Source organism: Salinivibrio sp. IB282 (genome assembly GCF_001995685.1).
Classification (GTDB): domain Bacteria; phylum Pseudomonadota; class Gammaproteobacteria; order Enterobacterales; family Vibrionaceae; genus Salinivibrio; species Salinivibrio kushneri.
The window spans coordinates 1-26,299 of sequence record NZ_MUET01000042.1; the positions used below are offsets into that span (position 1 = coordinate 1).

Below are 26,299 nucleotides of genomic sequence, written 5' to 3' on the forward strand. Positions count from 1 at the left end.
TCGCCGACTTCTTGCAGCATAAAATCGACAAACTCTCTCACTTTGGGGGCAAGGTGTTTGCGTCTTGGATACACAATGTATATCGGCAGCTCAAGGCAAGGTTGCCATTCAGGCAATAGCTCAATGAGTTCACCTTTTTCTATTTCCTCGTTAATAAGGTAAGTCGCCAAATAGGCAATGCCGAGTCCCGCTTTAACCGCCTCGAGTACCGCGGGTGCGTTATTAATTGTGTACTGGCCACTGACATGCACCACTTGCTCCATGCCTGCTTTCATAAACGGCCATTTATCATAACGGCGCTCACGGCTTTGATAGGTAATGCAATCGTGCTGCCGCAAATCAACCAGTTGTTTTGGGATGCCTCTCGCTTCTAGATAACCGGGTGCCGCGACCAGTTTAAATTGGCAATCCGCCAGTTTTCTTGCCACCATCCCCTCTGGAGGATGTTCATGAATCGCGACCCAGCAATCGTAGCCTTCCTCGACGAGGTTAGGGCGGTGATCAAAAAGATTAATGTTGAGGTTAAGCGCTGGGTAAGTTTGGCGGAATTTAGCGAAATGACGCGTCATTAATGTATTGCCAAACGACTGTGCGACGCCAATCTTAAGTTTGCCTGTCACTTCATTGCGATAGCCTGCCACCATCGCTTCCGCTTCGTCCAAGGTAGCGATCAACTGGCTGCCATACTCCGCATATCTGCTACCGACTTCGGTAAGGGAAACAGAGCGGGTGTTGCGCTGCACCAACTGCACACCTAAGCGATCCTCTAAATAGCGAACCTGTTTGCTGACCTGAGACTTCGAAATTCCCAGCCTGTCTGCTGCGCGAGTAAAGTGCTGCTCTTGTGCAACAGCGGCTAGCACAACGATTTGTTGAAGGTAATCGAGCATTCTACGCACATCCATTTCATCAATAGCGTGAGACTACCACATAACGTCGGTGGTCAGGAATGTGTGTGACAATGTCACGCATGCGTATTCATCAAAGATAAACGGTTTATACCATGTCGAGTTTATTTTATTAAATGCGTGCACATTGTGACATCGATGCGTCAATGAGGGTTCGTCTTTTCTACCCCTATGAACGATACATGAGCCTATCACTGTTATTTTCACGGCAAACCTATAAGTCTATAACTTAATGATTTATAGCGATAAATAATGATTGTTTCTTCGAGTAAACATGAAGAGTGCGGAGTTGTAAGTGCTTACTCCTATTCGTGTTGTAAAGTTACACAGCGCTTCTGCTCAGCGCTACCTCACCTTTGTTTATTAATTTAATCGATTCATAAAATCAAAATGGTCTGTTTTTGTTCATTGTTCTGTTTGCGTACACTCGTGGTGGGAGGTAAACAATGATTGAGTTAATCAAGCAGTTTTTTTTGTTGGGTTGTATGTCCTTTGGGGGGCCTGCCGCCCATGTGGGTTATTTTGAAAGGGTGTTTGTCAAAAATAAGCGCTGGCTCAGTGAAGAGACATTTGCTTCGGGCCTGGCAATTAGCCAGTTTTTACCCGGACCGGGAAGTAGCCAGTTGGGGATGTACATTGGCTATCAACGTGCCGGTTATATCGGAGCGTTGGGAGCTTTTGTGGCGTTTACCTTACCTTCCTTTGCCTTATTGACGGCGGCGGCGGTACTAAACAGTGGCGCGCAGGCAGCAGACTGGGTAGCAACCATCATCAGTGCGGCGAAGTTATTGGCGGTGGTGGTCGTCATTGATGCGACGGTGTCGATGGGGAAAAAGTTTGTCAGCTCGTGGGCGACCGCGTCGATAGCGGTGATGACGACGTTATGGTTGCTATTTACCCCATCTGGCGTGTTGTATCAGGTGCTACCAATTCTGATTGCCGGTATCGTGGGGGCGATTGGTTTTGCTAAACCACAGCAGCGTCAAGCGCCGGTCACCATTGCATGGCGTCGTAGTGGCACCATCATTGGTTTGTTTCTGCTGTTACTGACCGTACCTTGGTTATTCAACCAAACACTCTGGGTGCAAGTATTTAATCTTTTCTATCAGGCAGGGAGCTTTGTGTTTGGTGGTGGCCATGTCGTGCTGCCTTTGCTCGAGCCTATAGTGGGTGACGTTGTCACAGACTCTGCGTTGATTGAAGGGTACGCGGCAGCACAGCTTGTGCCTGGCCCTATGTTTACGATGGCGAGCTACCTTGGCGCCAGTATTGATGGCTTGTCGCCGCTTTGGGGCAGTATTATTGCCACTATCGCAATTTTCTTGCCTGGCGCATTGCTGATGTTTGGCGTGTTGCCCGTTTGGGATGCAGTGAAGACGCAACCTCGTCTAGCGGGTGCAATTAGCCTGATCAACGCCTGTGTTGTAGGGCTGCTAGCTGCCGCATTGTACCAACCGGTATGGGTGTCTGCTTACACACAACCGCTTGATTTATTGCCGATAGCGCTAGGTTTGGTTGCTCTCATCAGGTGGCGTGTTTCTGTGTTTTGGTTGCTCCTGTTGATGATGATCTATCAGTTTACCATCGCCTAAAGCGCTTTCTGTTTTATAGCCCAGTGATGCCTGGGCTATTTTCGAACACTTTAGTGCACTATAACTTTAAATAGTTGAATGAAAAACACTAGTCACACCGATGATGTGACTAGGCTAGGTTTAATCTTTTAAAGGGAGTTAGTCTTGGAACTGCCAAGGCTGGCGAGTGCCTGTATCGGAGGCTGTTTGTGCCAACTCAATAGCATAGATAACTTTGCTAGCGGAGATGGGGCAAACAGGCGAGGGTTGATCATTGGTAATTGCCTGAGCTAGCCCGTCAAATAGGCGGTGGTATTGGCCATCTTCAAGCGTAAGCGGGTCAGGTGTGACGCTGTCACCAACTTCGAGCATCCCTTGATACGCTTGTTCACCAAAACCAGAGACAGTCACCATCAAGCCAGCGCGTAGTTGCTCTTCTTGAATATCCAGCCCTACGGTACTGAAGGTTGCCTTTTCACCATGAACAACAAAACGCTCTGTGGTGCCAGATCGATAGGGACTTGAGGAAAGAATTACCTCTTTGTCTGGGTAGTGCAGAGTCACCTGAAAGTAGTCTGTCGTTTCACTGCCTGGGCGGAGTGCGCGGCAACTAGCGGAAACCGCATTCGGCTCCCCTAATAAGTGCAGTGCTTGGTCAATTAAATGTGAACCCAAATCATACAAGATACCGGCGCCTTCACCTGGTAGCTCACGCCACCGTTGACGAACCTCTGGGCGGTAGCGATTAAAGCTAGAGTGCATTACTTTGATGTCGCCAAGCTCACCTGCGAGATGTAAGCCTTTTAGAGTGAGAAAATCCCCATCCCAACGTCGATTGTGGTAAGGACACAACACCAAGCCTTTTTGCTTGGCCAGCTCTGCTAACTCGAGACCATCACGGCTATTGGTGACAAAAGGCTTTTCCACTAAGACATGACAACCGGCTTCTAATGCTTGTTTAACATGTTGGTAGTGGAGATGGTTGGGTGTGGTGATCACCACCAAATCTGGGGTTTGTTGGGTGAGTAAGGTGCTGAGATCATCAAAGCAGGCCGCTTTAGGTAACCGCTGTGCAACCTGCTCGGGTTTACTGGATACAACAGCTGAAATCGCAAACTCAGAGATTGCACTCAAAAAAGGAACGTGAAATGTATTAGCAGAAAAGCCAAAACCCACCAAAGCTGTTTTTATCATAAAGCTCACTCGCATTGACGACGTATTATCAGCACTTTATCGGACATCGTTATACCAATCAATCCAAGCGAGGTGAGGTGTGGCAACGCATCGCTGTTTAATGCATCAAGGCATACCATACGATGACATCAAGCGTGTTCTGTTAGGGCGTTGATTCGGGTGCGAGGTTTGGTCAATCCAAGACGAGAAAATGTCGCGAGCTGTGTAAGGTCTCCTGTCTCATTGTGGACAAAATTAAATATTAGATCCACAATGAGAGTGTGCAAACATGAAATGGTGAATGATATGACAGCAGCACAAGCACTAAAAGCGGCAGACAAGAAGAGAATGGCTCAGGTCGGCTTCAAGGCTGCTGTAAACATAATGGAAGGATGGGGATGCACCGGCGCAGACATGCAACGAATTCTTCGCATACCAAGGTCTACGTTCCAAAAGTACAAGGCTAACCCAGACACGATATCTATGGATGATGATCAGCTTGAGCGTTTAAGCTACATCGCAAACATCCACGGTAGTCTTCGAATTATCTTCGATAACCAAGAGAACGTTCAGGGATTTATGTCTATGGAGAACAAAAACGCTTACTTCGAAGGGCGGACTCCTTTATCTATTATTAGTAGCGGCAAGTTTGCTGACCTCTACGAAGTGTTTTGTCGTGTTGACGCTTTACGTTCAGGTCAGTGGGGATAAAATGCTGGATGGTCGAGAAAATCAAGCGGTAGGATATAGGCTCATTCCGTCTAAGTACCCGACGATTGACTTGTTTGATGATGTCCTTAATCCGGAAGACTTTGAGGTGATGTATCAACTGCAAGCATTGACGAATCCACGTATTCTCGATGAAGTGGGCGATGTTTCCCTGATTAAGCCGGAAGAAATCCCGTACCACTGTGAACGTGGTCGTAGCTATGCGGTAGCCGCCTTTACGCACATTAACCGTGATGGCTCACGCTTTGCTGATGGCAGCTTTGGAATGCTGTATATCGGCGACACCGAACAGACCGCTTTAAAGGAAGTCATGTATCACCAGCGCAAGTATTGGACTGATGTTAATGGGCTTCATTATGATCGCTTGGTGTTTAGGGCGCTTCGTTTCACATTTAATGACGATCAGGTGATTGATGTGTGCGATAAGCCAATGACAGATCCAATCTACGACCTGATTGATTACTCCGCGGCACAGGCGTTTGGTCGTCAGGTTCGGCAAGATGATACATTAACAGGGATCCGCTACAACTCAGTAAGAAATGAAAAAGGGAGCTGTTGGGCGATGTCTACGCCACAAGTGGTTAGCGACGTCATCCAATGCTTCCATGCAGAAATGATTTGGAACGGGAAAGACATTAGTCAGGTTGAGAAGATTTACGCAATGGACTGAGTGTTACGGCTGTATGTTAACAAACCAACCATTAGTGCGTATTATGTATGTTATGTTAAATATAATTTGGGAGTGCTGAAGTAGAACGAGGTTTGTTGTTTATCATACAGAGACCGCTGCTTATGCGCCATTACGACCACTGTCGCCCTACTTAGCGACGTGTATTCATGCTTGCCCATCATTCACCATAAACGATATTTACCATAAAATAGCTAATCACCACTTTCTTTAACCCACTCAGTTCAAATGCTCCGCTTGATCTGAGATGCTTCAAGCGCGCGGTGATGAGCCAGACGGAACGGCTTTACGGGTTATACCAAGCTATTTTGGCAAACACTGGGGCTTCACTTACCTTGGCGGGTGGCGCTAATAAGGTGATGGCGGCAGCCGTTCAAAGTCATCAATCACTTTAACCATGTTGGGTGGCGTATCACGCCATCGCCAAAATACGATGTTTTTCATCTTTCGGGTGGCGCCACGCGCAAAACTGGGCACAATAATGGCGTTGACCTTTGCACGGATGAGCTGTTTCGATAAGTGCCAACTATCGGGGGTTTGGTTCTGGGTCACTTGGTCTAACCAGGCACAGCTGAGTGTTGAGGGCTTGATGCCACAGTTTAGCAGCACTGTTTCATCGGTCAGATCGAGTACATTGTCACAGTCGACATCATATTGACATATTGTCAAAGGCTGCGCTTTAAAACGAAACCCCTGCTGAGCCTCTACCCATGCACCCGATTGAGACAATGAGGTGTGCAGAGCGGCAACGCTTTTGGGGTTAAAGCGCCCACCATTGCGTCTTGCTCCTTCCCCACTGTTAGGCGCGTATGACCAGCGAGGGTTATGGCCACGAAATACCGCACCTTCAAAGCGAAATAGGTATTCCTGCAGCCTTTCTTTATGCATAACCGCTTTCGCTCGTATGATTAAGGTAGGCTCTCAGTGCGTCCATTCGATCGTGTTTAACCAGTTGTTCTGCAGTTAATCCGCCAAACTCTGGCAGCCCCTCGCTCCGATACCATGCGTAGGCATGAAATTCATTTCCCGTCCACGGAAGGATTCGGTTGATCACTTCTGTGCAGTTACGCAGTTGTTGCTGTGCCTTGATCGTTGAATATCGCTCTGTGCGGCTTAACGTGGAATAAGGTAATCCAGACAACGACGCAATTTCTTTCAAGTTGGTATGAAAGAACGCGGCCATTTTGCTTGGTTCAACGATACCTTCTGCGTTCATGACTGCATCTAAAATAGATCGGTTCATTGCGCTCACCATGTCAACAATACCTGACTTATATACATCCAATATGATTGTCGTTATAGTGATTGTCAAGGCGTTCGCTCACGGTGCTTGACGCGCCGATCACGGTTCGTATCGGACGTTAGGTATTGAAAAGTCATCTTATCAGCGAATTCCATCTGTTAACCTTTTTAGTCTGTGGAAGGTTTGCTAAAGTCTCGTTAGTTCTCAACTGATTCGTTACATAAGGATAATCATGAAAGCGCACATTTGGGCTTGTTTGCTCGTGGCGTTGGCATGCTTCAGTGCTAGTGCTGAAGATGAAAACGATGTCAAGCATATCAAAGCGGCGAAAGAGCCGACCTCGTATGCTGAGCAAAGTATTTACGATAAACCCCTGATGGAAAGGTACGTTTTGGATGAAATCCGAAACTTAAGAACCGATTTCCAGGCGCTAGAAAAGCGAATGGTGACCGAGATCACCGATCGTGAGCTGGACGTAGCGGATAAATCACTCAACTATGCCAATGTAACAGTGACCTACTTCTTTTATCTGATTGCCGGTGCGGCATCATTGATTGCGTTGGTGGGTTGGCAGTCCTTGCGCGATATAAAAACCAATACTAAAGAACTGGCGGATCAACAGTTATCTGAAATTGCAGAGCAATATGAACGCAAGTTCCAAGCTTTGGAACGCGACTTGAAGCGTAAAACGCGCATTATTGCTGAAAACAACAAAGAGATTGAACGCATTAATGAAATCCATAACTTATGGTTGCGTGCGCAACATTCGCAGACGCCAGAGCAGCGGATGGAAATTTATAATGAAATCCTCAAAATCCGTCCTGGTGACCTTGAAGCGCTCACCCACAAGGCGGATGCTGCGATGGAAATGGGCGAATACCATTGGGCGCTCAGTATCAGTAACCGCGTGCTCGAGGTGGATGAGCGTAATGCCAACGCCCTCTTCCAACGCGCATGTGCTTATACGAGGTTGGGGGCGGAAGATCAGGCTGTGTCTGACTTAGAGCTGGCGGTTGCAGAGAGCGCGTCACTGCGCGAAGCCGCTCGTGAAGAAGCAGACTTCGAATCTCTACACGGTAATGAGCGCTTCGATGCCTTGATTGACGCAGACGGTCATACCTAATAACTGCGCTGAACAAAAAAAAGGCAGCCCACGCTGCCTTTTTTGTTTCTATTATGATGTTTTTAGATCTTAGCCGCCCGCCAGCTTCACTATATGGCCTTTCTTTTCTAGGTGTGCCTTGAGGGCATCGCGTTTGTCCCCTTGGATCTCAATAACGCCATCTTTGACTGCGCCACCACAGCCACACACTTTTTTAAGCTCAGCGGCGAGCAGTTTCAGCGCGCCATCATCAAGATCCAACCCTGTTACCAAGCTGACGCCTTTACCTTTGCGCCCTTTGGTTTGTCGCTGAATACGAACGATGCCATCACCTTTTGGGCGGCTTGGCTTTTCTGGCTCGGCTTTAATTCTGCCAGTTTCTGTCGAGTAAACTAAATGATTATTATCAGACATAATTCTGTATCGTTGAAGCGTTTGGGCACACTATATCAAAGCTGAATCCACATAGCAGCCAGTGACAGGGAGAGCCACTCAGTGGCTTTCCTTCTTAAGCGCGGAGTTGCTCTGCATTTTTGTCAATAAAGTGTTTGAGTGCGGGCAGCGAGCCTTTCATCAAGTTACCGCGTACAATCATGTACCAGCCCTTTTCATCTTTTTCTGGGTCGTCGTTCATGATACGAAAACCTTTATATTCTTCTACCTGCTTTTTTGACGATACGTCATTCTCTTCATCGTCAAAATCAGCAGGCTCCACGAATGTGTTTGTGTCAGCCCACCACTCGATTGATTTTTTTACATTCTGCAAACTGCCAGAGATCGATTTACCTGCGACTCTAGCCCGGTAAACCTCGGTCTCATTACCACCTTCTGTCTTTTCAATCGTATAACCACGATGAAAAAGGCGTCGAGTCATGGTTATCTCCTTTCGCGAACAATAATCCGATACACATACATGGCGTACGAGCATCTTTCATTTTTAGACTATTATCACGCGTTGTTCTAGAAATTTCACCCGCACAAGGGGCTGTTAGACTAAGGAGTAGGCGAATTGAGATATATTTCAAACATTTTTCACTAAAATCTGATACATTGGAGTTATTAATAACAAGTTATAGTGCGTTATGAAAAGACTATTGCCTTTAGACCCAAGTGATATTGAAGAAAGTCAAGCTCGCTTTAATACAGGCACATTGAGCATTGAAGAATGGTCTTCTGTCACGCAAAACGTCTATAGTCAAAACTCGCTGTTGAGTTATCGTAATGATTGGCGCGTTTTCGTTGCCTTCTGCCAAGAACAGAATGTGACGCCACTTCCTTGTGCTGTCACCACGCTGCGCCGTTTTGCTGAAATAACAGCCAATCGGCGTAAGATTTCAGCCGTGCGTAGGATGGTTATTACCGTCGGCTTGGTGCACAAGCTTCACCAATTTAAAGATCCCAGTAAGCACCGGGAAGTAAAGTACGCAATGGCGCGCCTACTCCACGCGAAGTTACCAGAAAGCCGAGAGGCCACTCCCTTTCAATCTCATCATCTAGCGGCGTTAAACCAACAGCTTGCCCGTTCAAAGCGCTTAAAAGACATACGTGATCGTTTAGTTTGGTCGCTCTCATACGAAGGATTATTAAAGCGCAGCGAGCTAGCCGCCCTGTCGGTAGATGACCTGATCACGGTCGAGGCGCAAGCATTCATTATGGTGAGAGACCAGCGCGTCCCACTGTCTGAATCCGTCGCTAGGTTATTGATGGACTGGTTAGACAAAACAGGTATCCGCCAAGGCCCCCTACTTCGGCGAATCAACAAGCATGGTCAGTTGGGAGAAGCGCCGCTTGACCCATCATCGATTTATCGTGTCTTTCGACGAGCTAGTGCGCTGTTGGATGAGTCCGTCACCTTTTCCGGCCAGTCACCCAGAGTGGGGGCAAGTCGGTCGCTCGCGAAAAAAGGCATGACGATAAAGCAAATCCAACATATGGGACGTTGGAAAAGCCCCGCCATGCCGGCGCAATATGTCGGTAATACGGAGGCCAGCGAACAAGCCAAATCGCGTTACCGACGAAAAAAACTTACCGATTAATCAATTAACCCGTCGACCCGTGGCCGTGCTAATACAGGATGCCAAGTATTCATGGAATGCTAAGCCATGGTGCTCCATCAGTTTGGGGAACATAGAAATAGGCGTCATGCCAGGAAACGTATTAATTTCATTGACTAAGATTTCGTTGTCTTCGGTTAAGAAGAAATCGATACGCGACATGTCTTTTAAACGCAGTTGCTTGAATGCCTGATGGGCGTAGGCACGGATTGCTGCCACTTGTGCTTCAGTCAGGTTTTCAGCCTCTATATAGGTATTACTGTGGCTCCCTTCGCTGTACTTTTCTTCGTAGGTGTAAAAGCTCCCTTCGGGACACCGGATTTCCCCGGGGCGTGTCACGATAATTTCATCGCCCACTTGAAACGCTGCCACCTCTAATTCACGCGGCTTGATCGCTTTTTCGATCAATACCTGATCCGAGAAGGTGAATGCATCGGCAATCCGGGCTTGTAGCTGCGCGGCATCTGTTACGTAGTAACACCCTACACTCGACCCTTGGCTGGCCGCTTTCACAAACACCGCCTGATGGTCCGCTAGAAACGCGGAGGCACGTGCTTGGCTCTGCTCGCCTTGGTCGGTGATAAACACATAGGGGGTGTTGGGGATACCAAGTGCATCAAACCATAGCTTTGACGTTATTTTATTAAAACAGATCTGGCTACCTTCCGCGTCACATCCTAAGTATGGCAGGCCAGTGATCGTCAGTAATGACTGAATATCGCCGGTTTCGCCCGGGAAGCCATGAAGGCAAGGCACAACATAGTGAATTTGCGTGAGTTCCACTTTACTGCACAGGTTGCCATCAGTATCAAGATGACAGCGCATACCGTCATCCAGGTGCCACCCGTCTTGGGTCATTTCAACTTTATGCACCTTAACGCGGGGTAACTTAGCTAATTGTGATTCAATATATCGGGCAGATACGAGGGAAATATCATGTTCTGCCCCGCCGCCACCGCATAACAAAAGCAGGTTGAGTTTGGTCATTTTCTTCTCTCATCACGCGTCTAGACGCGCTGTTCGGACACTAACGCCATAGTAGACAAATGCGGATTCGCTTGCATCTCTCAGAGGCGTTTTTATTCGTTCATTAGAGCTCATTTGCTGGAGGTTTGTTCAATCTGTGCCGCTAGCGCGTCACCGGCAATACAGGGATAAACGCCACGCAACAAAAAAGCTGGCATTCGCCAGCTTTTCAATCACGCCAACCCGCGAATTAATTCACACGGATCATCTCAGGTGTTGAAGACCGTTTTATTTTACTGATATCGCGTACAAAAGGACCATATTCCTGAATGGTTTGTGGTAGTGCCTTAATCGCTCGTTTCGCGGCATCACGGCTTGGATATTCACCGTATAACAAGGTGTACCATGGCAAACCATCTACCATTTTTTTGTTGCTCCACAATGGCTGGTCGCTCGGAAGCCGTTTGGCATAATCACTGAACCCTCTATCATGACTAAGGGCAACGAGTTGGATGGTATACCCAGCGCTTTGCGTCGCGGGTTTCGCCGCTTGCTTTTTCGGTGCTGGCTTCGGCTCAGGCTTGGCCGTGTTCATCATCGGCTCGGCGTCTGCCGTTTGCGCGGTATCTTCCGTTTGCACGCTATCGCGCTTGTCGGTTGATTCAATTGTCTGACTGTAAATTTCAGTGGTAACGCCACCGCCACTGCATCCGGTCAGCAGCATGACGATAGCCAGTAAGGCCAATTTTTTCATTGTGATTCTGTCAGTTATCCAAGTTTGTTTCATTGTGCCCCCGACCTAGGAGCCATTCAACCAAAAGTTATCCTCTTGCAAGAGGTTTCCGGCTACAGCTCACAGATAGTCACGTTAAACGTCGCTTTTAGTCTATCTCACTGTTCATTTTCTGCCATGCCGAGATCACATTGCGCTAAAAAAAACCGTTGAATTCAAGCGCAAACCGATAAACTGGCCAATAAACACGCTTGCACCTCTGAGCACCACAAGCAAGCACACGTCAACCAACGGAGGGCATCATGGCCGGTATCGATCAACTCCTCAAGCCAAAGTCCATCGCTGTAGTGGGCGCGTCTGATCACAGTGGTCGTGCTGGCTACGTTGTCACGCGCAATTTGCAGTCCGGCGGCTTCCAAGGCCCTATCATGCCCGTGACGCCCAAGTACCAAGCGGTTGCCGGTATATTAGCCTACAAAACCGTGGCAGATCTTCCCTTGGTGCCTGATTTAGCCATCCTCTGTACGCGTGGCGAAACCACCCCTCCTCTTATTGAGCAGCTTGGCGAACGGGGGGTAAAGCTGGTGATTGTGCTGGCAGCGGGCATGCGGGGACAATTAAATGCAGAAGCGATCAGTCAATACGACGCCATGCAACAGATCGCGGCAAAATACACCATGCGCGTCCTCGGCCCTAATAGCCTTGGCATGATCTTACCTTGGCTGAATCTCAATGCGTCATTTGCGCCGGTCCCTGCCAATAAGGGCAATATTGCCTTTGTCTCTCAATCTGCAGCGGTATGCACCACCATCTTAGATTGGGCACGCAACAAACGTATTGGCTTTTCCACCTTTATCTCACTCGGTGAAGCAAGCGATATCGACTTTCCAGAGTTACTCGATTTTCTTTGTCGTGACAGCAAAACCGACGCCATTTTGCTGTATGTCGACTCAATACGCGACGCGCGCCAATTTATATCAGCCGCCCGCGCCGCTGCCCGTAATCGGCGGATCCTGGTACTTAAAAGCGGCCGCACACGAGGCGGCTCGGTGGCACTCGAGCAGCTCAGTCATACCAATATTGGTTTAGATGCCGCCTACGATGCGGCAATTCGCCGCTCAGGTATGCTGCGCGTTAACAATACGCACGAGCTGTTTGCGGCGGTGGAAACCCTTGCTCACTCGGTGCCACTCCGTGGTGAACGCCTTGCAATTATTACCAATGGGGGCGGGCCGGCGGTGATGGCCGTCGATACGCTGATGGATGCTGGCGGCAAGTTAGCAACGCTGAGCGAGCAAACGCTCGACGCCTTGCATCAGGTCCTTCCCAAAAGCTGGTCGCAAACCAACCCCATTGACATCGTGGGGGACGCCGATACGCAACGGTATCAAGCGGTGATTGACATTGTGTTAAACAGTGACGATGCCGATGCCGTGCTTATCATGCATTCTCCCTCAGTCACTGCGCCGGGCTTGAGTACCGCCAAGGCCATTATCCATTCACTCAAAGAAAACCCACGCGCGCGTCGATTTAATATTCTGACCAATTGGCAAGGCGAAGGCGATGATGCCACGGTCGCGCGTCTCGCTTTTACCCATGCCGGTTTTCCGACCTATCGTACGCCCGAAAGCGCCGTCACCGCCTACATGCATCTCGTGGAGTATCGGCGCAACCAAAAGCAATTAATGGAAACGCCCACCTCGACGGGGAATATGGACTACGACTTGCCCGCCGCTCGCGCGTTTATCGATCAAGCAGAAGATATTGAGCATTTGACCTTAACCACCCACGAAGTCCGCCCCTTACTCGAAGCCTATGGCATGCAAGTAATAGCAACCTGGTTAGCTAACGATTCGGTCGAAGCCGCGCAAATTGCTGAACAGGTTGGCTACCCGGTCGCGGTAAAACTGCGCTCACAAGATATCCGACACAAATCGGATGTACAGGGCGTCATGCTCAATCTACGCACTGGCGCTGAAGTCGCGAATGCCGCCCAAGCCATTGTGGATCGTGTCACGGTTACCTTTCCAGACGCGCGTATTGAAGGCCTGTTAGTCCAATCCATGGCTCATCGCGCTGGCGCGCAAGAATTGCGGGTGACCATTAGCAATGATCCCGTGTTCGGCACTATCATTCTGCTGGGTGAAGGGGGCTCGGATTGGGATGTGACCAAGGATGCTGCGGTTGCGATCCCACCATTGAACATGGCATTGGCACGTTACCTGGTCATTGGCGCGATAAAGAGCGGCAAAATCAAACAACGTGGTTTTCCGATCTCTATTGATATTCCCCGCTTATGCCGTTTTTTAGTGACCCTGTCACAGATGATCATTGATTGCCCAGAGATTGATGAACTCGATATTCACCCTTTATTGGTGTCTGGCAATGAGCTGACTATTCTCGATGCCTCCCTACGGTTGCGTGATTACGCAGGCAGTCAACAAAAGCGGTTAGCGATACGCCCCTACCCGAAAGAGCTTGAGCAGCCTATCCAGCTCAAAAATGGGCAGACCATTCTGCTTCGTCCTATTCTTCCCGAGGATGAACCGACGCATAAAGCCTTCGTAGAAAAAGTCTCTGAAGAAGATTTGTATCGTCGCTTTTTTTCCGACGTCGGCGAACTCAACCATGAAGCGCTGGCAAATCTGACCCAAATTGATTATGACCGTGAAATGGCACTCGTGGCTACTTACCATCTTGCGTCTGGCGAAGAAGAGATTTGGGGGGTAGCACGCTTGCTGGCAGATCCACAAAACACCGACGCTGAGTTTGCCGTGCTCGTGCGTTCCGATCTGAAAGGGATAGGTTTAGGTCGCGTGCTTATGCAAGCCATCATCGATTACGGTCGCCAAGCGGGATTATCGCGGATCACCGGGATGACGATGCCCAATAACCGAGGGATGATAACCTTGGCACAAAAATGTGGTTTTAGTATTGATGTGCAAATGGAAGATGGCATTGTCGATATGCAACTGTCTTTGCACCCGCATCCGCCAGTTAACGACTAAAAACGTCTAAACGGACTTGGGCTGCATGCATCGGCCGGACGAGCGCGGCTAAAAACGAGCAAGCGAAACGCTGTTTTACCTACGTGTGACCAATGGGAATATCCCCTGCTTGCAGGTAGGGCGCTAAGAGCTTGGGAAGCTGGCGTACTAACCATGATTTAGCATTACCCATCCGATTACGTTTCCAGGCCACCCCAAGCGTTAGCTCAAATGGCTCTCCGCCTTTCAAGCGTTTTAAACGGCCCGCATTGAGATCATCTTGTATCCAAAACCAAGGCAGCGTCCCGATCCCTTGTCCGTTTAAGATCGCCGCGTATTTATCGTGCATTGAACTGACGGTGAGCCGCGGCTGGTCTTCTAACACATTAAAGGTTTTAGGTTGCATACCACGCGCAGTATCCGCCACCGCCACCCCGCGGTATTTGGCACGCACATCAGGCTCAACGGGACGCGCCTCTTTGTGAATGGGATGGTCGGGCGCGGCTACCCAATAGGCGCTCATCTCGCCCAAAGGCTGCACCTTTATGCCCTGCGGCACCGTGTCGGGAATGGGTGCTACCAACACATCAGCGCGGTCTTGGGCCAGCGCTTCCCAGCATCCTGCCAAGATTTGCTCGGTCAACTTAAGGCGCGTATTGCTTTTCTTCGCCAAGCGCTCGATCAGAGGAAAGAAGAAGTGGCTTTTAAACAGCCCATCATAGGCCAGGCAAATCTCCAACTCCCATCCGTGTGCCAAGGAGGCCGCATCGGCGACCATCTCATCGGCGGCATTCAATAACATCCGCCCACGTTCAACCAATAAATACCCCGCATCGGTAAATGTGGCGCGATGTCCGGAGCGATCAAAAATCACCAAACCCAGCTCGTCTTCGAGTTTTTGAACCTGGTAGCTTAATGATGACGGCGCACGATTCAATGATTCAGCGGCGGCAGCAAAACTTCCTTTTCTCTCAATGGCATCCAGCACTTGTAGGGCTTCAAACGATAGCATGACTGTCTCTTGATGATCGCCCAATCGGGCTGCGTTATTAACTCTAAACACTATATCAGGGTTTCGCTCACCACCCTATTGTAAATATGCCCGAGTCCCCACTTGGTTAAGTGCAATAAATCAGGCATATAGCACAAAACCACAAAGGACTGGGTTTTCTTTTTCAAGAAGGTGTCATACTGTAAAACAGAGGTGACAATGAGACTAGACCGAATTGAAATAGCAGGCTTTCGTGGTATCAACCGCCTGTCACTGCAAGTAGATGAACTGACCGTTTTAATCGGTGAAAATGCATGGGGGAAATCTTCTCTACTCGATGCGTTAGAAATTGCCCTCCACCCCAGTGGCGATAAACCTCAATTCAAACGCTCGGACTTTCATGTCGACCATGTTCTGGGGGTCTTGCCTGAACAACAGTTTCAAATCATTCTCCGTTGGCAAGAGAGCTTTCCCGGTGAGCATAAAGCGCGTCGCTATCGCCGTTTTAAACCCGTTTGGAATGGAACCAACGCGGGTTGCCGAACCCTTGATTATTGCTTGAGYGCCACCATCCAAGAAAGCAAGGTCTCGGTACGAAGAGCGTTTTTATCCTCACAAGGCGATATGATTGAGCACGAAAACAGTGACGCACTCGCCAGCCACCTGATGCAAATCCATCCTGTCGTTCGTGTGCGTGATGCAAGGCGCATGCGCGTACCAGGACAAGCGGTCACCAAAGATAACACCCGTCTTGAGCAGCGGTTAGACAACACTTATCGCCGCCTGTTGATGATGCCTGGCCATGTGAATAAAGGCGAGATAAAGAGCGGCCTGCATGCCATGCGTCAATTGCTCGATCACTATTTTGCCGCCTACGAGCATGACCGCGATCCTTATCCCATTCATGCCCCAGGCGCATTGGCCATCACGCATAACCAAATGCACCCGCTCGAAGCGGTGGCCGCAAACACCTCTAATCAAAGCCGGCTCGTGCTCATGGGCCTATTAAGTGCGTTTGTCCGAGCACGCGGGCCTAAACAGCTCAAACGCAATGCGCGGCCAGTGATGCTATTTGAAGATCCAGAGGGGCGACTTCATCCAACCTTACTGAACCAAGCGTGGCGCTTGATTCAGTTGATGCCGATGCAAAAGCTTCTTACTACCAATAGTGGTGATTTGCTCGCGGGTGTACAACTAGACCATATTCGCCGTCTGGTGCGACACCCCACCGAAACCCATAGCCACCAAGTACCGTCTCACCTTCTCAGCCAAGACGAGCGTCGCCGCGTCACCTTCCATGTTCGTTTTCACCGACCCAGTGCACTGTTTGCACGCTGTTGGCTATTGGTCGAGGGTGAAACAGAAATTTGGCTGTTTAACGAGCTGGCGCGATTGCAAGGTTATGACTTAGCGGCAGAAGGGGTACACCTTATCGAGTTTGCCCAAAGCGGTTTGCGGCCGTTGATCAAGGCCGCCAAGGCCTTGGGCATTGAATGGCATTTAGTAGCAGATGGCGATATGGCTGGTAAAAAGTACGCCGCGACGGCGCGCGGGCAAATAGAGCATCAACCAGAGGGCGCGCGTTTAACCGTGCTGCCTGACCGCGACATTGAACACTACCTATATAATAACGGCTATGAGCCTTTGTTTCGCGATATGGCCGGCGTCACGGGACAGCAGCCTCATATGAACGACAAACGCATTATCGCCAAAGCCTTAAAACGCTATGCCAAGCCCGACGCCGCGCTGGCCATTATCGCTTATACCGAGAACGAGTTAAACGCCCCGATCCCCAAGCTGTTGCGCTGGGTTATCCAACGCGCAATCGGTCTGGCTAGGGGGGTTGGTTAACGCCCCTAACGCGTTCTGTTCGCGCACTATGGCTCCACCCGCTCAAAGAAAAGCGTGACTTTGCCGACTTCTATACCCCATTTACGCATCGAAGTGACGTTAAAGAGGCGATCTTGGTCTTGGCGAAACATCCAATCGTCAAAGTGGAGTTGGTATTCGCTGTCGCCAACTGGCACTACTAAGTCGTACCGCCAATTAAGCGCATTGCCCGCCACCACCCCTTTTGCCGTCCCGACGATGTCGCCAGCCGTCCCTGTATAAGTCCCGTCAGGGTGACGTTTAATCGTCCAAACTCGGGTTTGCGTTTCGCCATCGGCATACACAAAGGATTCATCCAGTGTCAGTGTGTCTCCCTCTACCACACCTTCGATATCAACAACGAAGCGTCGGGTTTGCTCACCGGTAAAATCTTGCACCATACCCCAGGCTTTTGTTTGTCCCTCAAAGTATTCAAACAAGTTAAAGTCCGGCTTTTGACCTTGGTAATCATCAATATCGGCAGAGCACGCCACCACCAGCATGGCACTCACCAATACCGTTAGAATCTTGCCTATCGTCTGCGTCATTTTTCTCATGGCGTTTCTCCTAATAATGCTCGACGATGATCTGGATAATCCGTGTCTTCCGATAACCAGATCGCGAGAAATGCATCCGCCAGCTCGGTGTCATCCACGGTCAATGTCGTTTGCCAGCTTTCTCCTTTTGGCTGGGCGTAAAATATCCCTTTTTGTGCGTGGCGCACGAATGCCAAACGATCGCCTTCTTCAATATCCCCCCACGCTTTGTCTAGCGCTTTTTCCCAACGCGCTCGTTGTGTTTCCGTAAAGCCCAAGTGCTCCCACTGATCCTTGGTTGCTTTCATCAGTCGTTGATCACTGATGTCGCGCGCGTAGGTAATCACTAGCGCGTGGGGTGCTTGCGCTTGATAACGCCCGGTCGGTGAGCGCAGTGATGACTGATAGATGGTCCACCAGCCCCAAGTTAACGTCGCTTCGCCAACTTGTGGCCAGCTTTGCCATTTCATTGACGACGTCGTGGTCTCGACCGCATAGCTAGGCATTGCGAGCACAAGCATTAATATAAGGTGTTTGACCCGCCTATTCATGGCTCTCTCCTTGTCGCGGTAGAACGGGCACGCAACTGATGTTGCAGCCATTGCATCAGGTTAATCAGGAAGATGCTGTAGACTAACCAGACCCCTATCAGTACCGCGCCAGTGGCCCATAGTGACTGTGGGAAGCTTAAAACCCCTAAACGCTCTCCTGCCCAGTAACTGCTCGCGCCACCCAAACTGCCCAGCGCCGTCATAAACCAAAATGCACGTGCAAGGATCAGGTCACGCATTAACCAGACAAAACTGCAAAATCCTAGCCACAGTAATAGTAGCCACAGCGGCATCACAACGTACTCAGTATCAACCGCTAACCACTGTGTGTGAAGTAATAGGCTATCACCGATCAACCCAACAGGCGTGAGTACGGCCATTGCCCACATCACGCTGCGGTCATAAAGGATCGCGCCCAGCAACATCGCGACCATCAACCACTGAAAGCTCGGCGGACCGAGCGCCGCCGAAAACCAGTAAACATTGAACAATAAAGAAATAACGACAAAGCGCACGAATTATGCCTCTCGCCAAGCGGGGCGACTTAGGAGTAGCTGTACCGCACTGATCGTGCGCTCCTTAAAACCGCCCTCACAATAACAAAAGTAATAGCGCCACAAACGCGCAAACCGATCGTCATAGCCGTAGTCGCGCAGTGCGTCTGTCTGCTGATTGAAGCGTGTGTGCCAATCCGCCAAGGTTTGTGCGTAATCCAAGCCGATGTCTTTTAAGTCTCTGATCACAAAATCAGTTTGAGCGGTGAGGTGAGACAACAACACACTCACTGAAGGTAAGAATCCTCCGGGGAAAATATGCTTTTGGATAAAGTCGACGTTACGGCTGTAATGTTCGTAACGCTGATCAGCAATGGTGATCGCTTGGATAGCCATCAAACCATCAGGCTTAAGCAAGGCCTGACATTGACGCACAAAAGTGTCCAAGTACTCTTTCCCCACCGCTTCAATCATTTCAATCGAGACCAGTTTGTCGTATTCACCAGTCAGATCGCGGTAGTCTTGTTGTAGCAGCGTGATCTTATCTTCCAGCCCTTCTCGCTCGACACAGGCTTTCGCCCACGCATATTGCTCTTGTGAAATAGTGGTGGTAGTCACGCGGCAGCCGTAATGTTTAGCCGCGTAGATCGCCATGCCTCCCCAGCCGGTGCCAATCTCGAGCAAATGATCATTTGCAGTCAGCGCAAGTTGTCGGCAGAGTCGGTCCATCTTCTCAACTTGGGCTTGTTCCAGCGTCATTTCTTTGTCTGTGTAAATAGCACTGGAATACAGCATTTGCTCATCAAGAAAATGGCGGTACAAGTCGTTGCCGAGGTCATAATGTGCTGCGATGTTGCGGCGCGCGGTCTCTTTTTCATTGCGATTGCGCCAGTGAGCAAGCTTGTTACCCAACCCCACCAACCAGCCAGTGTGCTTTTCAATTTTGTCGATAGCAGGAAGGTTGCGAGCAAATACGCGAATGACGTCAGTTAAGTTTGGCGATTCCCACCAACCATCGATGTATGCCTCGGCCGCCGCAATGCTGCCGCCGGTTAAAATCCGGGTGTAAAAGCGTGGGTCGTGTACCAGGACGGATGCATGTAATTGTGCCTGAGGATCACCACACTGTAAGGTCTGGCCCTGCTCATCGACCAGAGAAATACACGCCTCATCAACGTGTGCTAGCAAGGTGTAAACCAACTGCTTGGCGTAGTGCTCTTTACGTGTCAGCGTGCGTTGACTCTGAGGGACGTCCGTTGCAGACATAATTACTCCTTCTTCGCACTCGGGTGCGGATAAAACGGTGCGCCCTTTATCCATAGTTTGAGCGCTTGCCAATAAATACCAATGACAACTTTTACTGTTTCCATCGGCGTCCGGATCAATAACTTATTCAGTGTTTTTGATGTAAACGGACGTCGCTGCAGTCCCAGTGTGGCGTCGAATTCTTTCTGTTGTCGGTGAGCCTCGAGGTGCAAGTGAACCCGCTTACCTAAGGGGCGCAGACGCCAGTGATAACGCTGCTTAATAGGATTAAACGGAGAGACATGAAACGCTTTGTCATGTTCATACCGTTGACCCGCAGGCACGGCATAATAATGCCGCTCTCCCCACGGGGTATTACTTACCTCGGCTAATAAATAACGCCAGTTATGCGCTTGGTCATAGAGGTAATAAAAGTTGGCCGGACTAAAATACACGCCCAAATAACGTAGCTGGCACAACGCATACACTTTCCCCTCAATGCGCTCGCCTGTCAGTTCTTGAATCTTATCGATGCATGCTGCTTTGGTATCCGCTTGTCCATTCAAATAATCGCGGTGATCAAAGGCGGCTACCCCCCACTTGCCCAAGCGAAACCCTTTGACCTGCGATGCCAGCAAACTAAGCTCATCCAGATCAATCACAGGCATAAACACCGGGTAATTGAACGTGTGTTTTATTGGGCTAAAACGCCGATGCCGCACGTGTCCGACATACAAACCGCTATTTAGTGCTGAAACCGACTCACTCACGAATTGATCCCCTCCACCACATCAAGCGCACTCCGCACACCATCCTCGTGAAAGCCGTTATACCAGTAGGCGCCACAGAACCAGCTACGTTGCTGGCCATTCACTCGATGGCGCTGTTGCTGTGCGGCAACACTGTCGGTATTAAATACGGGGTGAGCATAGACAAATTGCTTGAGAATTTTACTCGGCTCAATCCTGTCGGTTTGATTTAGCGTCACGCAGAATGTCTCAGGCGCCTGAATTGACTGCAATATATTCATATTGTAGGTCAAAGCCGCCGGATCTGTGTCTATTTTATCTGACAAGGGCAAATGATAGTTCCAACTCGCCCAGGCGCCTTGACGCTTGGGCAACAGCGATGTATCGGTATGAAGCACAACCTCATTGTCTTGATAGGGAATCGCCCCGAGCACCTGTTGCTCCGCTTCACTAGGATCGGACAGCATGGCCAAGGCTTGGTCACTGTGACAGGCAAAAATCACCTGTTCAAACGCTTGTTCACCGGCCTCTGTCGTCACCCATACCGCATCAGGGGTACGGCGAACCTGTGTCACCGGTGAATTCAGGTGGATCTTATCCTCAAAGGCAGGCGTGAGCTTTTTAACATACTCACGAGAGCCACCGGGGATCACATACCATTGCGGCCGATTCGCGATATCCAATAAGCCATGGTTTTGGAAAAAACGTAGAAAGAACGCCAAGGGGAAACCACGCATATCCGACAAAGTGGATGACCAAATCGCCGCGCCCATGGGGAGAATATAGTTTTGACAAAAATAATCGCTGAACCCATGTTGATTGAGAAAATCACCCAAGGTGTTGAGTGCGCCTTGCCGCTCAGCCTCACCCGTGGCATGTGCGTCGCGCGCAAGGCGATTAAATCGCATAATCTCGGCCAAAAAGCGGTAGAAACGCACATTGATAACATTACGCTTCTGCGCAAATAACGAGGAAAGGCTGTGCCCGTTATACTCCAGTCCATTCGCATCATTGCGGACACTAAAGCTCATCTGAGAAGGTTGGCGATCCACACCAATTTCATTGAGTAAACGTTCATAGTTCGGGTAGGTGCGATCGTTAAAAACGATAAAGCCGGTATCAATCGCGTACTGTTCACTGGCGACCTCGACATCGACTGTCGCCGTGTGGCCCCCCAAATAATCATTCGCTTCAAACAAGGTGATATCATGCTGTTTATTGAGATAGTGAGCACAGGTTAAACCGGCAATGCCTGAGCCGATGATGGCAATTTTCATGCTTTAGTTCCTTGTCATACGTCGTGCGAGGGCTCGCTGCCAGGACATGGGCAGTAGCGCGAGAAACTTGAGAATAAAGGTAAATTTCCGCGGAAAATGTATTTCCGTTTTTCCTTTTGCCAATCCTTTTTGAATGGCTTCAGAGGCTTGCTCCACCGTGATGCGCATCGGCATCGCAAAGTCGTTTTGGTCTGTCAGTGGCGTCTTTACAAATCCCGGCGAGATAAGTGACAGCGTCACCCCTTGCTGTGCCAAATCGACCGATAAGGTGTTGGCAATGTAGCTAATCGCCGCCTTTGATCCGCCGTATGCTTCCGCACGTGGCAGCGGCATATAACTGGCCGAGGAGCCGACAATGGCAAGATGCGTGCTGTGAGTGAACCGAGCCTGTAGCGCTTCAATACAATGGAGAACACCGAAGACATTGATCTCAAACACACGCTTAAACAGTGCCACATCGACTTTGCCATGGTCGATATATTCACACGTCCCGGCATTTAAAATAATTAAATCAGGAAAGACGCTTAGGTTACCCAGCGCTTGATGCGTTTGTTCGCTATCCGTAGCATCAAACGCCAATGCGTCTAGTGATGCGTGATCGCGAGCCATGGTGTTGAGCTTGTCTTGGTTCCGTCCACAAGCTGTTACATGCCAGCCTTGACGTGCATAGTCTCTTGCCAATTGCTCACCAATTCCCGACGTCGCGCCGGTGATCAATACGTGTTTCATTGTCCTAGCCTCGTTTTGATATGTTTGAGCAGGCGACCTATCACAGGCAGCGCTTCGTACAGCATTTCACCTAAGTCGAAGTAATCACGATGCCGAATGATTTTGCCGTCACAAAAACATAAGTGAGAACAGCCCTGGACTTGTCGCGTTTTTCCCCCATCCAGCTTGGGGTGCGATAACATCATGGTCCAGGTCACAAAGGCATCATCTCCGTCTACCGCGGTCGTGTGTATATGAAATTGACAATCAGTCACGTTTTCGTACAGCAGCGAAAAATACTGGATAAACGCCTCTAAGCCAGTTATCTCGTGCGCAGGATCGATAAACACAATCTGTGGGTGATAAATCGTCGCCAGTGATGACAAGTTATCTTTATTGAGCGCTTGATAGGTCGTCACAAATTGCGACACACCGACATGGGTTGGCGAGCGAGTCATGGTGTTTGCTCCTGAGGCTGATCCTTCGCCGCTTCAAATATGGCTAGCGCCTTTTTACGCTGAGTGGCGTGATCCAACACCGGACGCGGATAATCAAGGGACTGGGCATACTTATCCGCCCACTGCCAGGGGTTGTGAATATGCTTGCCTGGCACCTCTTTAAGCGCCGGTAACCAGCGACGAATAAAGCGCCCATCGCTATCAAATCGCTCTCCCTGTGTGGTCGGATTAAAGATCCGAAAGTAAGGTTGAGCATCGGTCCCCACCGACGCAGACCATTGCCAGCCCCCGTTGTTCGAGGCAAAATCGCCATCAATCAGTTTGGACATGAAGTAATCTTCTCCCCAGCGCCAATCGATAAGCAGATCTTTGGTCAAAAAGCTCGCCACAATCATTCTCAATCGGTTATGCATCCAACCCGTTTGATTAAGCTGGTGCATGGCCGCATCCACAATGGGGAAGCCCGTTTTTCCCGTCTTCCAAGCCTCAAACAATGTCGGGTCGTTATCCCATACCACGGATTCGCCCCAGGCTAAAAAGCTGTACTTTTTGCTGATTGCTGGGTTTTGTGCGCTCACTTCCTGATAAAAATCACGCCAAATAAGCTCCGACAGCCAGGTGGCAGCCCCTGTATCGGGCTCGCGCCAATCGGCTTGCTCTTCTTGTAAACGCGCCAAGCATTGACGCGGGGATAATGCGCCAATGGCCAAATAAGGAGAAAGCTGACTGGTGGCATCCACCGCCGGAAAGTCACGCTGTCGTTTATAATCCGCCACTTGCTCGCGGCAGTAACGACGCATGTGCGCGAGGATCCCTTTCTCATCGGACGCCCAGTCCGAGACATCCTCCATCGGATAATCAAAATGAATCGGTTGAAGCTGTGAAAAGATCGCGTCAACGGCTGAGTTTGTCTCGCGCTTGGATGGTTTTTGGCACGGTGAAACATCCATGCCGTCTAGGGCTCGTAAGCAGGCTTTTTTGAAGGGAGTAAACACCTTATACGGTTCACCTTTTCCTGATTTTATGGTACCCGGGGCGAATAAATTGCGGTCATCATAGGCATACCATGCGATGCCTTTGTCCGCCAACGCCGCACACACCTGTTCATCACGCTTGCTTTCATTAAGCTCGTACTCCTTGTTGGCAAACACCGCTGTTGCGCCAATGCGGTGCGCATAGTCGGCCACTTTTTCTGCCGATTGAGGAAAGTCAGCCGCGCGCTCCACCACTAAAGGAATATTTTTCGCGCTAAGCTCCTCACGTAACGCGTCTAGCCGCGCCTTAATAAGGCCCGCTTGCTTGGGCGAAAGGTGGTGCGATGCCCACTGTTCCGGTGTCTCAATAAAAATCCCCACCACGGGCTCGGACGCGTCGCTGGCTGCGCTCAACGCACGATTATCCAGCCCGCGTAAATCGCGCCGAAACCAGACTAGATGCATAACGTTTTGTTCTCCTTAAGTTCTGCCAACTCGTCACCGTGTACGGAGCAGATAAAAGCTTGGCTCACCACCTCAATATCATCTTGAGCCAGGCAATGGCGTACCTGATTGAGTTGGGCACGATCGAGCCGACGATTTGCCATCAAGGCCAATGTTCTCGCCCCCTGCTCCCGCATCACCTCAACCAACATATTCAATTGTTGATGCGGGCTTGACAGAATAGTGACGCTGTAACCCTTCTCGTTGAGTGCCATAGCTATCAGCACACGTTGGTATTCACTGGTCACGGTTAAGGAGACAAGCCAGCATCGAAATGGTGSATGCCGTTTTGCATTCGCCGCCAGCGCTGTTCGGCATCGATCGATCACGGCGCTTTGCCACAGGTCGCGCTGTAACAAACGTACCGCTTCCTCGTCGTCACCTAACCATTGGTCGACTGGGGTAAAGGCATGCTCGACTAACCAATAGAAGGGATACTCTTTTAAAAGCGTGTCCAGAACGTTCCCTAGCCGTTTAACCGAGAATGTGTGAATACAGTCAATCAGTTCACGTGCCACGCTGTCATCGCCCGTGTCTGCCGACACGGGAATGTGAGCCAGAAGTGGCTTGACCTTGCTGATCGGTACGCCTTTATCTAACCATTGAAGAATATGAGCGATAGTCTCTACATCTTCTTGGCTATAAAGCCGATGTCCCTTGGCCGTTCGCTCAGGCGCAAGCAATCCATAACGTCGCTGCCAAGCACGCAGCGTGACAGGGTTAACCCCGGTTTGATCCGCGACCTGACTGATGGTCAGAGCGTGAGTCGTGTTAAAGGCCATAGCGAAGCCTCAGCGCATCAGGATAAGGCTTGAGATAGGCTTGGTTAGCTAAGTACGCATCAGGGTGATTATGGAGGTGATGCGAAATCAACGTCAGCGGCGCCAGTAAAGGCATGGTGCCCTGACGATACGCATGAATAAGGTTCGCTAACTCAGCTTTCTGGCTTTTATCAAGGTTGTTTTTAAAATAGCCTTGCAGGTGCATCAGCACGTTGGTGTGTTTTTTACGCGTCGCACGAATGGCGATAGCTTGCATAAACGCGGTGCGGTACTGTTCAAAAAAACGATCAAGGTCATAATGGCCGATGTTGGCCATAAATCGCCCAAGCTCACGGTACTTTTCAGGTGAGTGCGCCATCAGCACCAATTTATAGCGTGAGTGGAAATCGACAAGGGCTTTCTTGGTAACCCCTTGCTCGACACTCTGGTAAAGATCATCAAGCGCAAATAGCCGAAAAACAAAGTTCTCTTTGAGGATAGGATCGTTAAGCCGGCCGTCTTCTTCAACGGGTAGCCATGGCATACGCGCCATCAGTGCCTGAGTGTAAAGCCCTACCCCGGAAATATCGGAGGCGTAACCATTCTCGCGGTAGACTTTCACCCGCTCCATGCCACAAGTCGGTGACTTAGCACAAACAATGTAGCCACGCAGTGATTGATGAGCGAGCTCCTCCGCTTTTTGCTCACTGAACGCCGTCATTTTTTCGGTGTAATCTTTTTGCTGATCTTTGGTTTCCACCAGCCTCACTGACAAATCGCCTTTGTCGACTARCCGAATAGCGGGGCGCGGTACAGGGAGTCCGATCCCGACTTCAGGGCATACTGGCACAAAGTCTACATAGGGTGCCAACTCTTTGCTGACAAAGGGACTCCGCTTATGACCACTGTCGAATCGTACTTTTTCGCCAATAACACAGGCGCTAACACCGACGGGGAATGACATAACTGACCTCTACACTAGCCGCGCCGTATTGGCTACGGAGTTGTACATTTATAAGATGTTGTAC

At 49.9% G+C, this 26,299-nt stretch carries 27 protein-coding genes; 7 read left to right on the forward strand and 20 right to left on the reverse strand.

What is annotated here, in order from left to right:
* Window positions 1-890 (reverse strand): LysR family transcriptional regulator (locus BZG14_RS09750; protein WP_108743547.1); only part of this gene is annotated, 890 nt, incomplete at its 3' end.
* A gap of 464 nt (window positions 891-1,354) precedes the next feature.
* Here BZG14_RS09750 and chrA point away from each other — a divergent pair.
* The gene (gene chrA, locus BZG14_RS09755; RefSeq protein WP_077486997.1) at window positions 1,355-2,500 is read left to right on the forward strand and encodes a chromate efflux transporter; all 1,146 of its coding nucleotides are present in this window, start codon (window positions 1,355-1,357) and stop codon (window positions 2,498-2,500) included.
* A 138-nt stretch (window positions 2,501-2,638) separates the two neighbouring features.
* Here the strand turns inward: chrA and BZG14_RS09760 are convergent, their stop codons facing one another.
* On the reverse strand, window positions 2,639-3,673 hold the full coding sequence (locus tag BZG14_RS09760; protein ID WP_077486996.1) for a Gfo/Idh/MocA family oxidoreductase: 1,035 nt from the start codon (window positions 3,671-3,673) through the stop codon (window positions 2,639-2,641).
* Window positions 3,674-3,958: 285 nt separating this feature from the next.
* Between BZG14_RS09760 and BZG14_RS09765 the strand changes: the two genes are divergently transcribed.
* Entirely contained in the window at window positions 3,959-4,363 is a 405-nt protein-coding gene (locus BZG14_RS09765) for an antitoxin Xre-like helix-turn-helix domain-containing protein (RefSeq protein WP_046076072.1), read from the forward strand.
* Complete coding sequence (locus BZG14_RS09770) at window positions 4,329-5,051, forward strand: RES family NAD+ phosphorylase (RefSeq protein ID WP_241824650.1); 723 nt, start codon at window positions 4,329-4,331, stop codon at window positions 5,049-5,051. The genes BZG14_RS09765 and BZG14_RS09770 overlap by 35 nt, the downstream gene beginning before the upstream one ends.
* A 366-nt stretch (window positions 5,052-5,417) precedes the next feature.
* Here BZG14_RS09770 and BZG14_RS09775 read toward each other — a convergent pair whose 3' ends face one another.
* Window positions 5,418-5,957, reverse strand: coding sequence for an RES family NAD+ phosphorylase (locus tag BZG14_RS09775; protein ID WP_077608646.1), 540 nt, complete (start codon window positions 5,955-5,957; stop codon window positions 5,418-5,420).
* Window positions 5,950-6,312 (reverse strand): hypothetical protein, encoded by a 363-nt coding sequence (locus BZG14_RS09780; protein WP_077486994.1) that lies wholly within the window; start codon window positions 6,310-6,312, stop codon window positions 5,950-5,952. The genes BZG14_RS09775 and BZG14_RS09780 overlap by 8 nt, the downstream gene beginning before the upstream one ends.
* Window positions 6,313-6,544: 232 nt before the next feature.
* Here BZG14_RS09780 and BZG14_RS09785 point away from each other — a divergent pair, with 232 nt between their 5' ends.
* Complete coding sequence (locus BZG14_RS09785) at window positions 6,545-7,435, forward strand: TPR end-of-group domain-containing protein (RefSeq protein ID WP_077608647.1); 891 nt, start codon at window positions 6,545-6,547, stop codon at window positions 7,433-7,435.
* A 69-nt stretch (window positions 7,436-7,504) separates the two neighbouring features.
* Here BZG14_RS09785 and yciH read toward each other — a convergent pair whose 3' ends face one another.
* Both yciH and BZG14_RS09795 read right to left on the reverse strand, forming a co-directional pair.
* Window positions 7,505-7,828 (reverse strand): stress response translation initiation inhibitor YciH, encoded by a 324-nt coding sequence (gene yciH / locus BZG14_RS09790; RefSeq protein WP_069362988.1) that lies wholly within the window; start codon window positions 7,826-7,828, stop codon window positions 7,505-7,507.
* A 94-nt stretch (window positions 7,829-7,922) separates the two neighbouring features.
* Window positions 7,923-8,288, reverse strand: a complete 366-nt coding sequence (locus BZG14_RS09795) for a DUF3319 domain-containing protein (RefSeq protein ID WP_077486992.1) — start codon at window positions 8,286-8,288, stop codon at window positions 7,923-7,925.
* Window positions 8,289-8,496: 208 nt separating this feature from the next.
* On the opposite strand from BZG14_RS09795, the gene BZG14_RS09800 reads away from it, so the two are divergent.
* Window positions 8,497-9,450, forward strand: a complete 954-nt coding sequence (locus BZG14_RS09800) for a tyrosine-type recombinase/integrase (protein ID WP_077486393.1) — start codon at window positions 8,497-8,499, stop codon at window positions 9,448-9,450.
* On the opposite strand, the gene BZG14_RS09805 is transcribed toward BZG14_RS09800, so the two are convergent.
* Both BZG14_RS09805 and BZG14_RS09810 read right to left on the reverse strand, forming a co-directional pair.
* Window positions 9,451-10,455: a D-alanine--D-alanine ligase gene (locus BZG14_RS09805; protein ID WP_077608648.1), complete on the reverse strand. Its 1,005-nt coding sequence runs from the start codon at window positions 10,453-10,455 to the stop codon at window positions 9,451-9,453.
* A 229-nt stretch (window positions 10,456-10,684) separates the two neighbouring features.
* Complete coding sequence (locus BZG14_RS09810; RefSeq protein WP_198532048.1) at window positions 10,685-11,188, reverse strand: SPOR domain-containing protein; 504 nt, start codon at window positions 11,186-11,188, stop codon at window positions 10,685-10,687.
* 281 nt (window positions 11,189-11,469) lie between these two features.
* Between BZG14_RS09810 and BZG14_RS09815 the strand changes: the two genes are divergently transcribed.
* Window positions 11,470-14,175, forward strand: coding sequence for a bifunctional acetate--CoA ligase family protein/GNAT family N-acetyltransferase (locus BZG14_RS09815; protein WP_077608649.1), 2,706 nt, complete (start codon window positions 11,470-11,472; stop codon window positions 14,173-14,175).
* 79 nt (window positions 14,176-14,254) lie between these two features.
* Here BZG14_RS09815 and BZG14_RS09820 read toward each other — a convergent pair whose 3' ends face one another.
* Window positions 14,255-15,166 (reverse strand): LysR family transcriptional regulator, encoded by a 912-nt coding sequence (locus BZG14_RS09820; protein ID WP_077486391.1) that lies wholly within the window; start codon window positions 15,164-15,166, stop codon window positions 14,255-14,257.
* 198 nt (window positions 15,167-15,364) lie between these two features.
* On the opposite strand from BZG14_RS09820, the gene BZG14_RS09825 reads away from it, so the two are divergent.
* Window positions 15,365-16,996: a DUF2813 domain-containing protein gene (locus BZG14_RS09825; RefSeq protein ID WP_077458309.1), complete on the forward strand. Its 1,632-nt coding sequence runs from the start codon at window positions 15,365-15,367 to the stop codon at window positions 16,994-16,996.
* A gap of 26 nt (window positions 16,997-17,022) precedes the next feature.
* Here BZG14_RS09825 and BZG14_RS09830 read toward each other — a convergent pair whose 3' ends face one another.
* From BZG14_RS09830 to BZG14_RS09880, 11 genes are read right to left on the reverse strand one after another with little or no spacing between them, the layout of a single operon-like run.
* Window positions 17,023-17,562, reverse strand: a complete 540-nt coding sequence (locus BZG14_RS09830) for a DUF3833 domain-containing protein (RefSeq protein WP_102504657.1) — start codon at window positions 17,560-17,562, stop codon at window positions 17,023-17,025.
* A gap of 5 nt (window positions 17,563-17,567) precedes the next feature.
* Window positions 17,568-18,101 (reverse strand): hypothetical protein, encoded by a 534-nt coding sequence (locus BZG14_RS09835; protein WP_077486390.1) that lies wholly within the window; start codon window positions 18,099-18,101, stop codon window positions 17,568-17,570.
* On the reverse strand, window positions 18,098-18,616 hold the full coding sequence (locus BZG14_RS09840) for a DUF2878 family protein (RefSeq protein WP_077486389.1): 519 nt from the start codon (window positions 18,614-18,616) through the stop codon (window positions 18,098-18,100). Before BZG14_RS09840 ends, BZG14_RS09835 begins: the two co-directional genes overlap by 4 nt.
* Before the next feature lie 3 nt (window positions 18,617-18,619).
* On the reverse strand, window positions 18,620-19,861 hold the full coding sequence (locus tag BZG14_RS09845; protein ID WP_077486388.1) for an SAM-dependent methyltransferase: 1,242 nt from the start codon (window positions 19,859-19,861) through the stop codon (window positions 18,620-18,622).
* Between the two features lie 2 nt (window positions 19,862-19,863).
* On the reverse strand, window positions 19,864-20,610 hold the full coding sequence (locus BZG14_RS09850; RefSeq protein WP_069362998.1) for a DUF1365 domain-containing protein: 747 nt from the start codon (window positions 20,608-20,610) through the stop codon (window positions 19,864-19,866).
* Window positions 20,607-21,866 (reverse strand): NAD(P)/FAD-dependent oxidoreductase, encoded by a 1,260-nt coding sequence (locus tag BZG14_RS09855; protein WP_077608650.1) that lies wholly within the window; start codon window positions 21,864-21,866, stop codon window positions 20,607-20,609. The genes BZG14_RS09850 and BZG14_RS09855 overlap by 4 nt, the downstream gene beginning before the upstream one ends.
* Before the next feature lie 3 nt (window positions 21,867-21,869).
* The gene (locus BZG14_RS09860; RefSeq protein WP_077486386.1) at window positions 21,870-22,595 is read right to left on the reverse strand and encodes an SDR family NAD(P)-dependent oxidoreductase; all 726 of its coding nucleotides are present in this window, start codon (window positions 22,593-22,595) and stop codon (window positions 21,870-21,872) included.
* The gene (locus BZG14_RS09865) at window positions 22,592-23,032 is read right to left on the reverse strand and encodes a nuclear transport factor 2 family protein (protein ID WP_077608651.1); all 441 of its coding nucleotides are present in this window, start codon (window positions 23,030-23,032) and stop codon (window positions 22,592-22,594) included. Before BZG14_RS09865 ends, BZG14_RS09860 begins: the two co-directional genes overlap by 4 nt.
* The gene (gene phrB, locus BZG14_RS09870) at window positions 23,029-24,471 is read right to left on the reverse strand and encodes a deoxyribodipyrimidine photo-lyase (protein ID WP_077608652.1); all 1,443 of its coding nucleotides are present in this window, start codon (window positions 24,469-24,471) and stop codon (window positions 23,029-23,031) included. The genes BZG14_RS09865 and phrB overlap by 4 nt, the downstream gene beginning before the upstream one ends.
* Window positions 24,462-25,292, reverse strand: coding sequence for a MerR family transcriptional regulator (locus BZG14_RS09875; RefSeq protein WP_077608653.1), 831 nt, complete (start codon window positions 25,290-25,292; stop codon window positions 24,462-24,464). The genes phrB and BZG14_RS09875 overlap by 10 nt, the downstream gene beginning before the upstream one ends.
* Window positions 25,282-26,235 carry a YbgA family protein gene (locus BZG14_RS09880; RefSeq protein WP_069363004.1) on the reverse strand — a complete coding sequence of 318 codons (954 nt, stop codon included), beginning with the start codon at window positions 26,233-26,235 and terminating at the stop codon, window positions 25,282-25,284. The genes BZG14_RS09875 and BZG14_RS09880 overlap by 11 nt, the downstream gene beginning before the upstream one ends.
* Window positions 26,236-26,299: the final 64 nt, after the last annotated feature.

Bases quoted from the DNA above. Each gene is read 5' to 3' on its own strand.
- BZG14_RS09775 (WP_077608646.1), bottom strand. From the start codon at position 5,957: ATGCATAAAGAAAGGCTGCAGGAATACCTATTTCGCTTTGAAGGTGCG.
- BZG14_RS09835 (WP_077486390.1), bottom strand. From the start codon at position 18,101: ATGAATAGGCGGGTCAAACACCTTATATTAATGCTTGTGCTCGCAATG.
- BZG14_RS09845 (WP_077486388.1), bottom strand. From the start codon at position 19,861: ATGTCTGCAACGGACGTCCCTCAGAGTCAACGCACGCTGACACGTAAA.
- yciH (WP_069362988.1), bottom strand. From the start codon at position 7,828: ATGTCTGATAATAATCATTTAGTTTACTCGACAGAAACTGGCAGAATT.
- BZG14_RS09800 (WP_077486393.1), top strand. From the start codon at position 8,497: ATGAAAAGACTATTGCCTTTAGACCCAAGTGATATTGAAGAAAGTCAA.
- BZG14_RS09785 (WP_077608647.1), top strand. From the start codon at position 6,545: ATGAAAGCGCACATTTGGGCTTGTTTGCTCGTGGCGTTGGCATGCTTC.
- BZG14_RS09855 (WP_077608650.1), bottom strand. From the start codon at position 21,866: ATGAAAATTGCCATCATCGGCTCAGGCATTGCCGGTTTAACCTGTGCT.
- BZG14_RS09810 (WP_198532048.1), bottom strand. From the start codon at position 11,188: ATGAAAAAATTGGCCTTACTGGCTATCGTCATGCTGCTGACCGGATGC.
- BZG14_RS09760 (WP_077486996.1), bottom strand. From the start codon at position 3,673: ATGATAAAAACAGCTTTGGTGGGTTTTGGCTTTTCTGCTAATACATTT.
- BZG14_RS09820 (WP_077486391.1), bottom strand. From the start codon at position 15,166: ATGCTATCGTTTGAAGCCCTACAAGTGCTGGATGCCATTGAGAGAAAA.
- BZG14_RS09860 (WP_077486386.1), bottom strand. From the start codon at position 22,595: ATGAAACACGTATTGATCACCGGCGCGACGTCGGGAATTGGTGAGCAA.
- BZG14_RS09865 (WP_077608651.1), bottom strand. From the start codon at position 23,032: ATGACTCGCTCGCCAACCCATGTCGGTGTGTCGCAATTTGTGACGACC.
- BZG14_RS09780 (WP_077486994.1), bottom strand. From the start codon at position 6,312: ATGAACCGATCTATTTTAGATGCAGTCATGAACGCAGAAGGTATCGTT.
- BZG14_RS09830 (WP_102504657.1), bottom strand. From the start codon at position 17,562: ATGACGCAGACGATAGGCAAGATTCTAACGGTATTGGTGAGTGCCATG.
- phrB (WP_077608652.1), bottom strand. From the start codon at position 24,471: ATGCATCTAGTCTGGTTTCGGCGCGATTTACGCGGGCTGGATAATCGT.
- BZG14_RS09805 (WP_077608648.1), bottom strand. From the start codon at position 10,455: ATGACCAAACTCAACCTGCTTTTGTTATGCGGTGGCGGCGGGGCAGAA.
- BZG14_RS09795 (WP_077486992.1), bottom strand. From the start codon at position 8,288: ATGACTCGACGCCTTTTTCATCGTGGTTATACGATTGAAAAGACAGAA.
- BZG14_RS09815 (WP_077608649.1), top strand. From the start codon at position 11,470: ATGGCCGGTATCGATCAACTCCTCAAGCCAAAGTCCATCGCTGTAGTG.
- chrA (WP_077486997.1), top strand. From the start codon at position 1,355: ATGATTGAGTTAATCAAGCAGTTTTTTTTGTTGGGTTGTATGTCCTTT.
- BZG14_RS09765 (WP_046076072.1), top strand. From the start codon at position 3,959: ATGACAGCAGCACAAGCACTAAAAGCGGCAGACAAGAAGAGAATGGCT.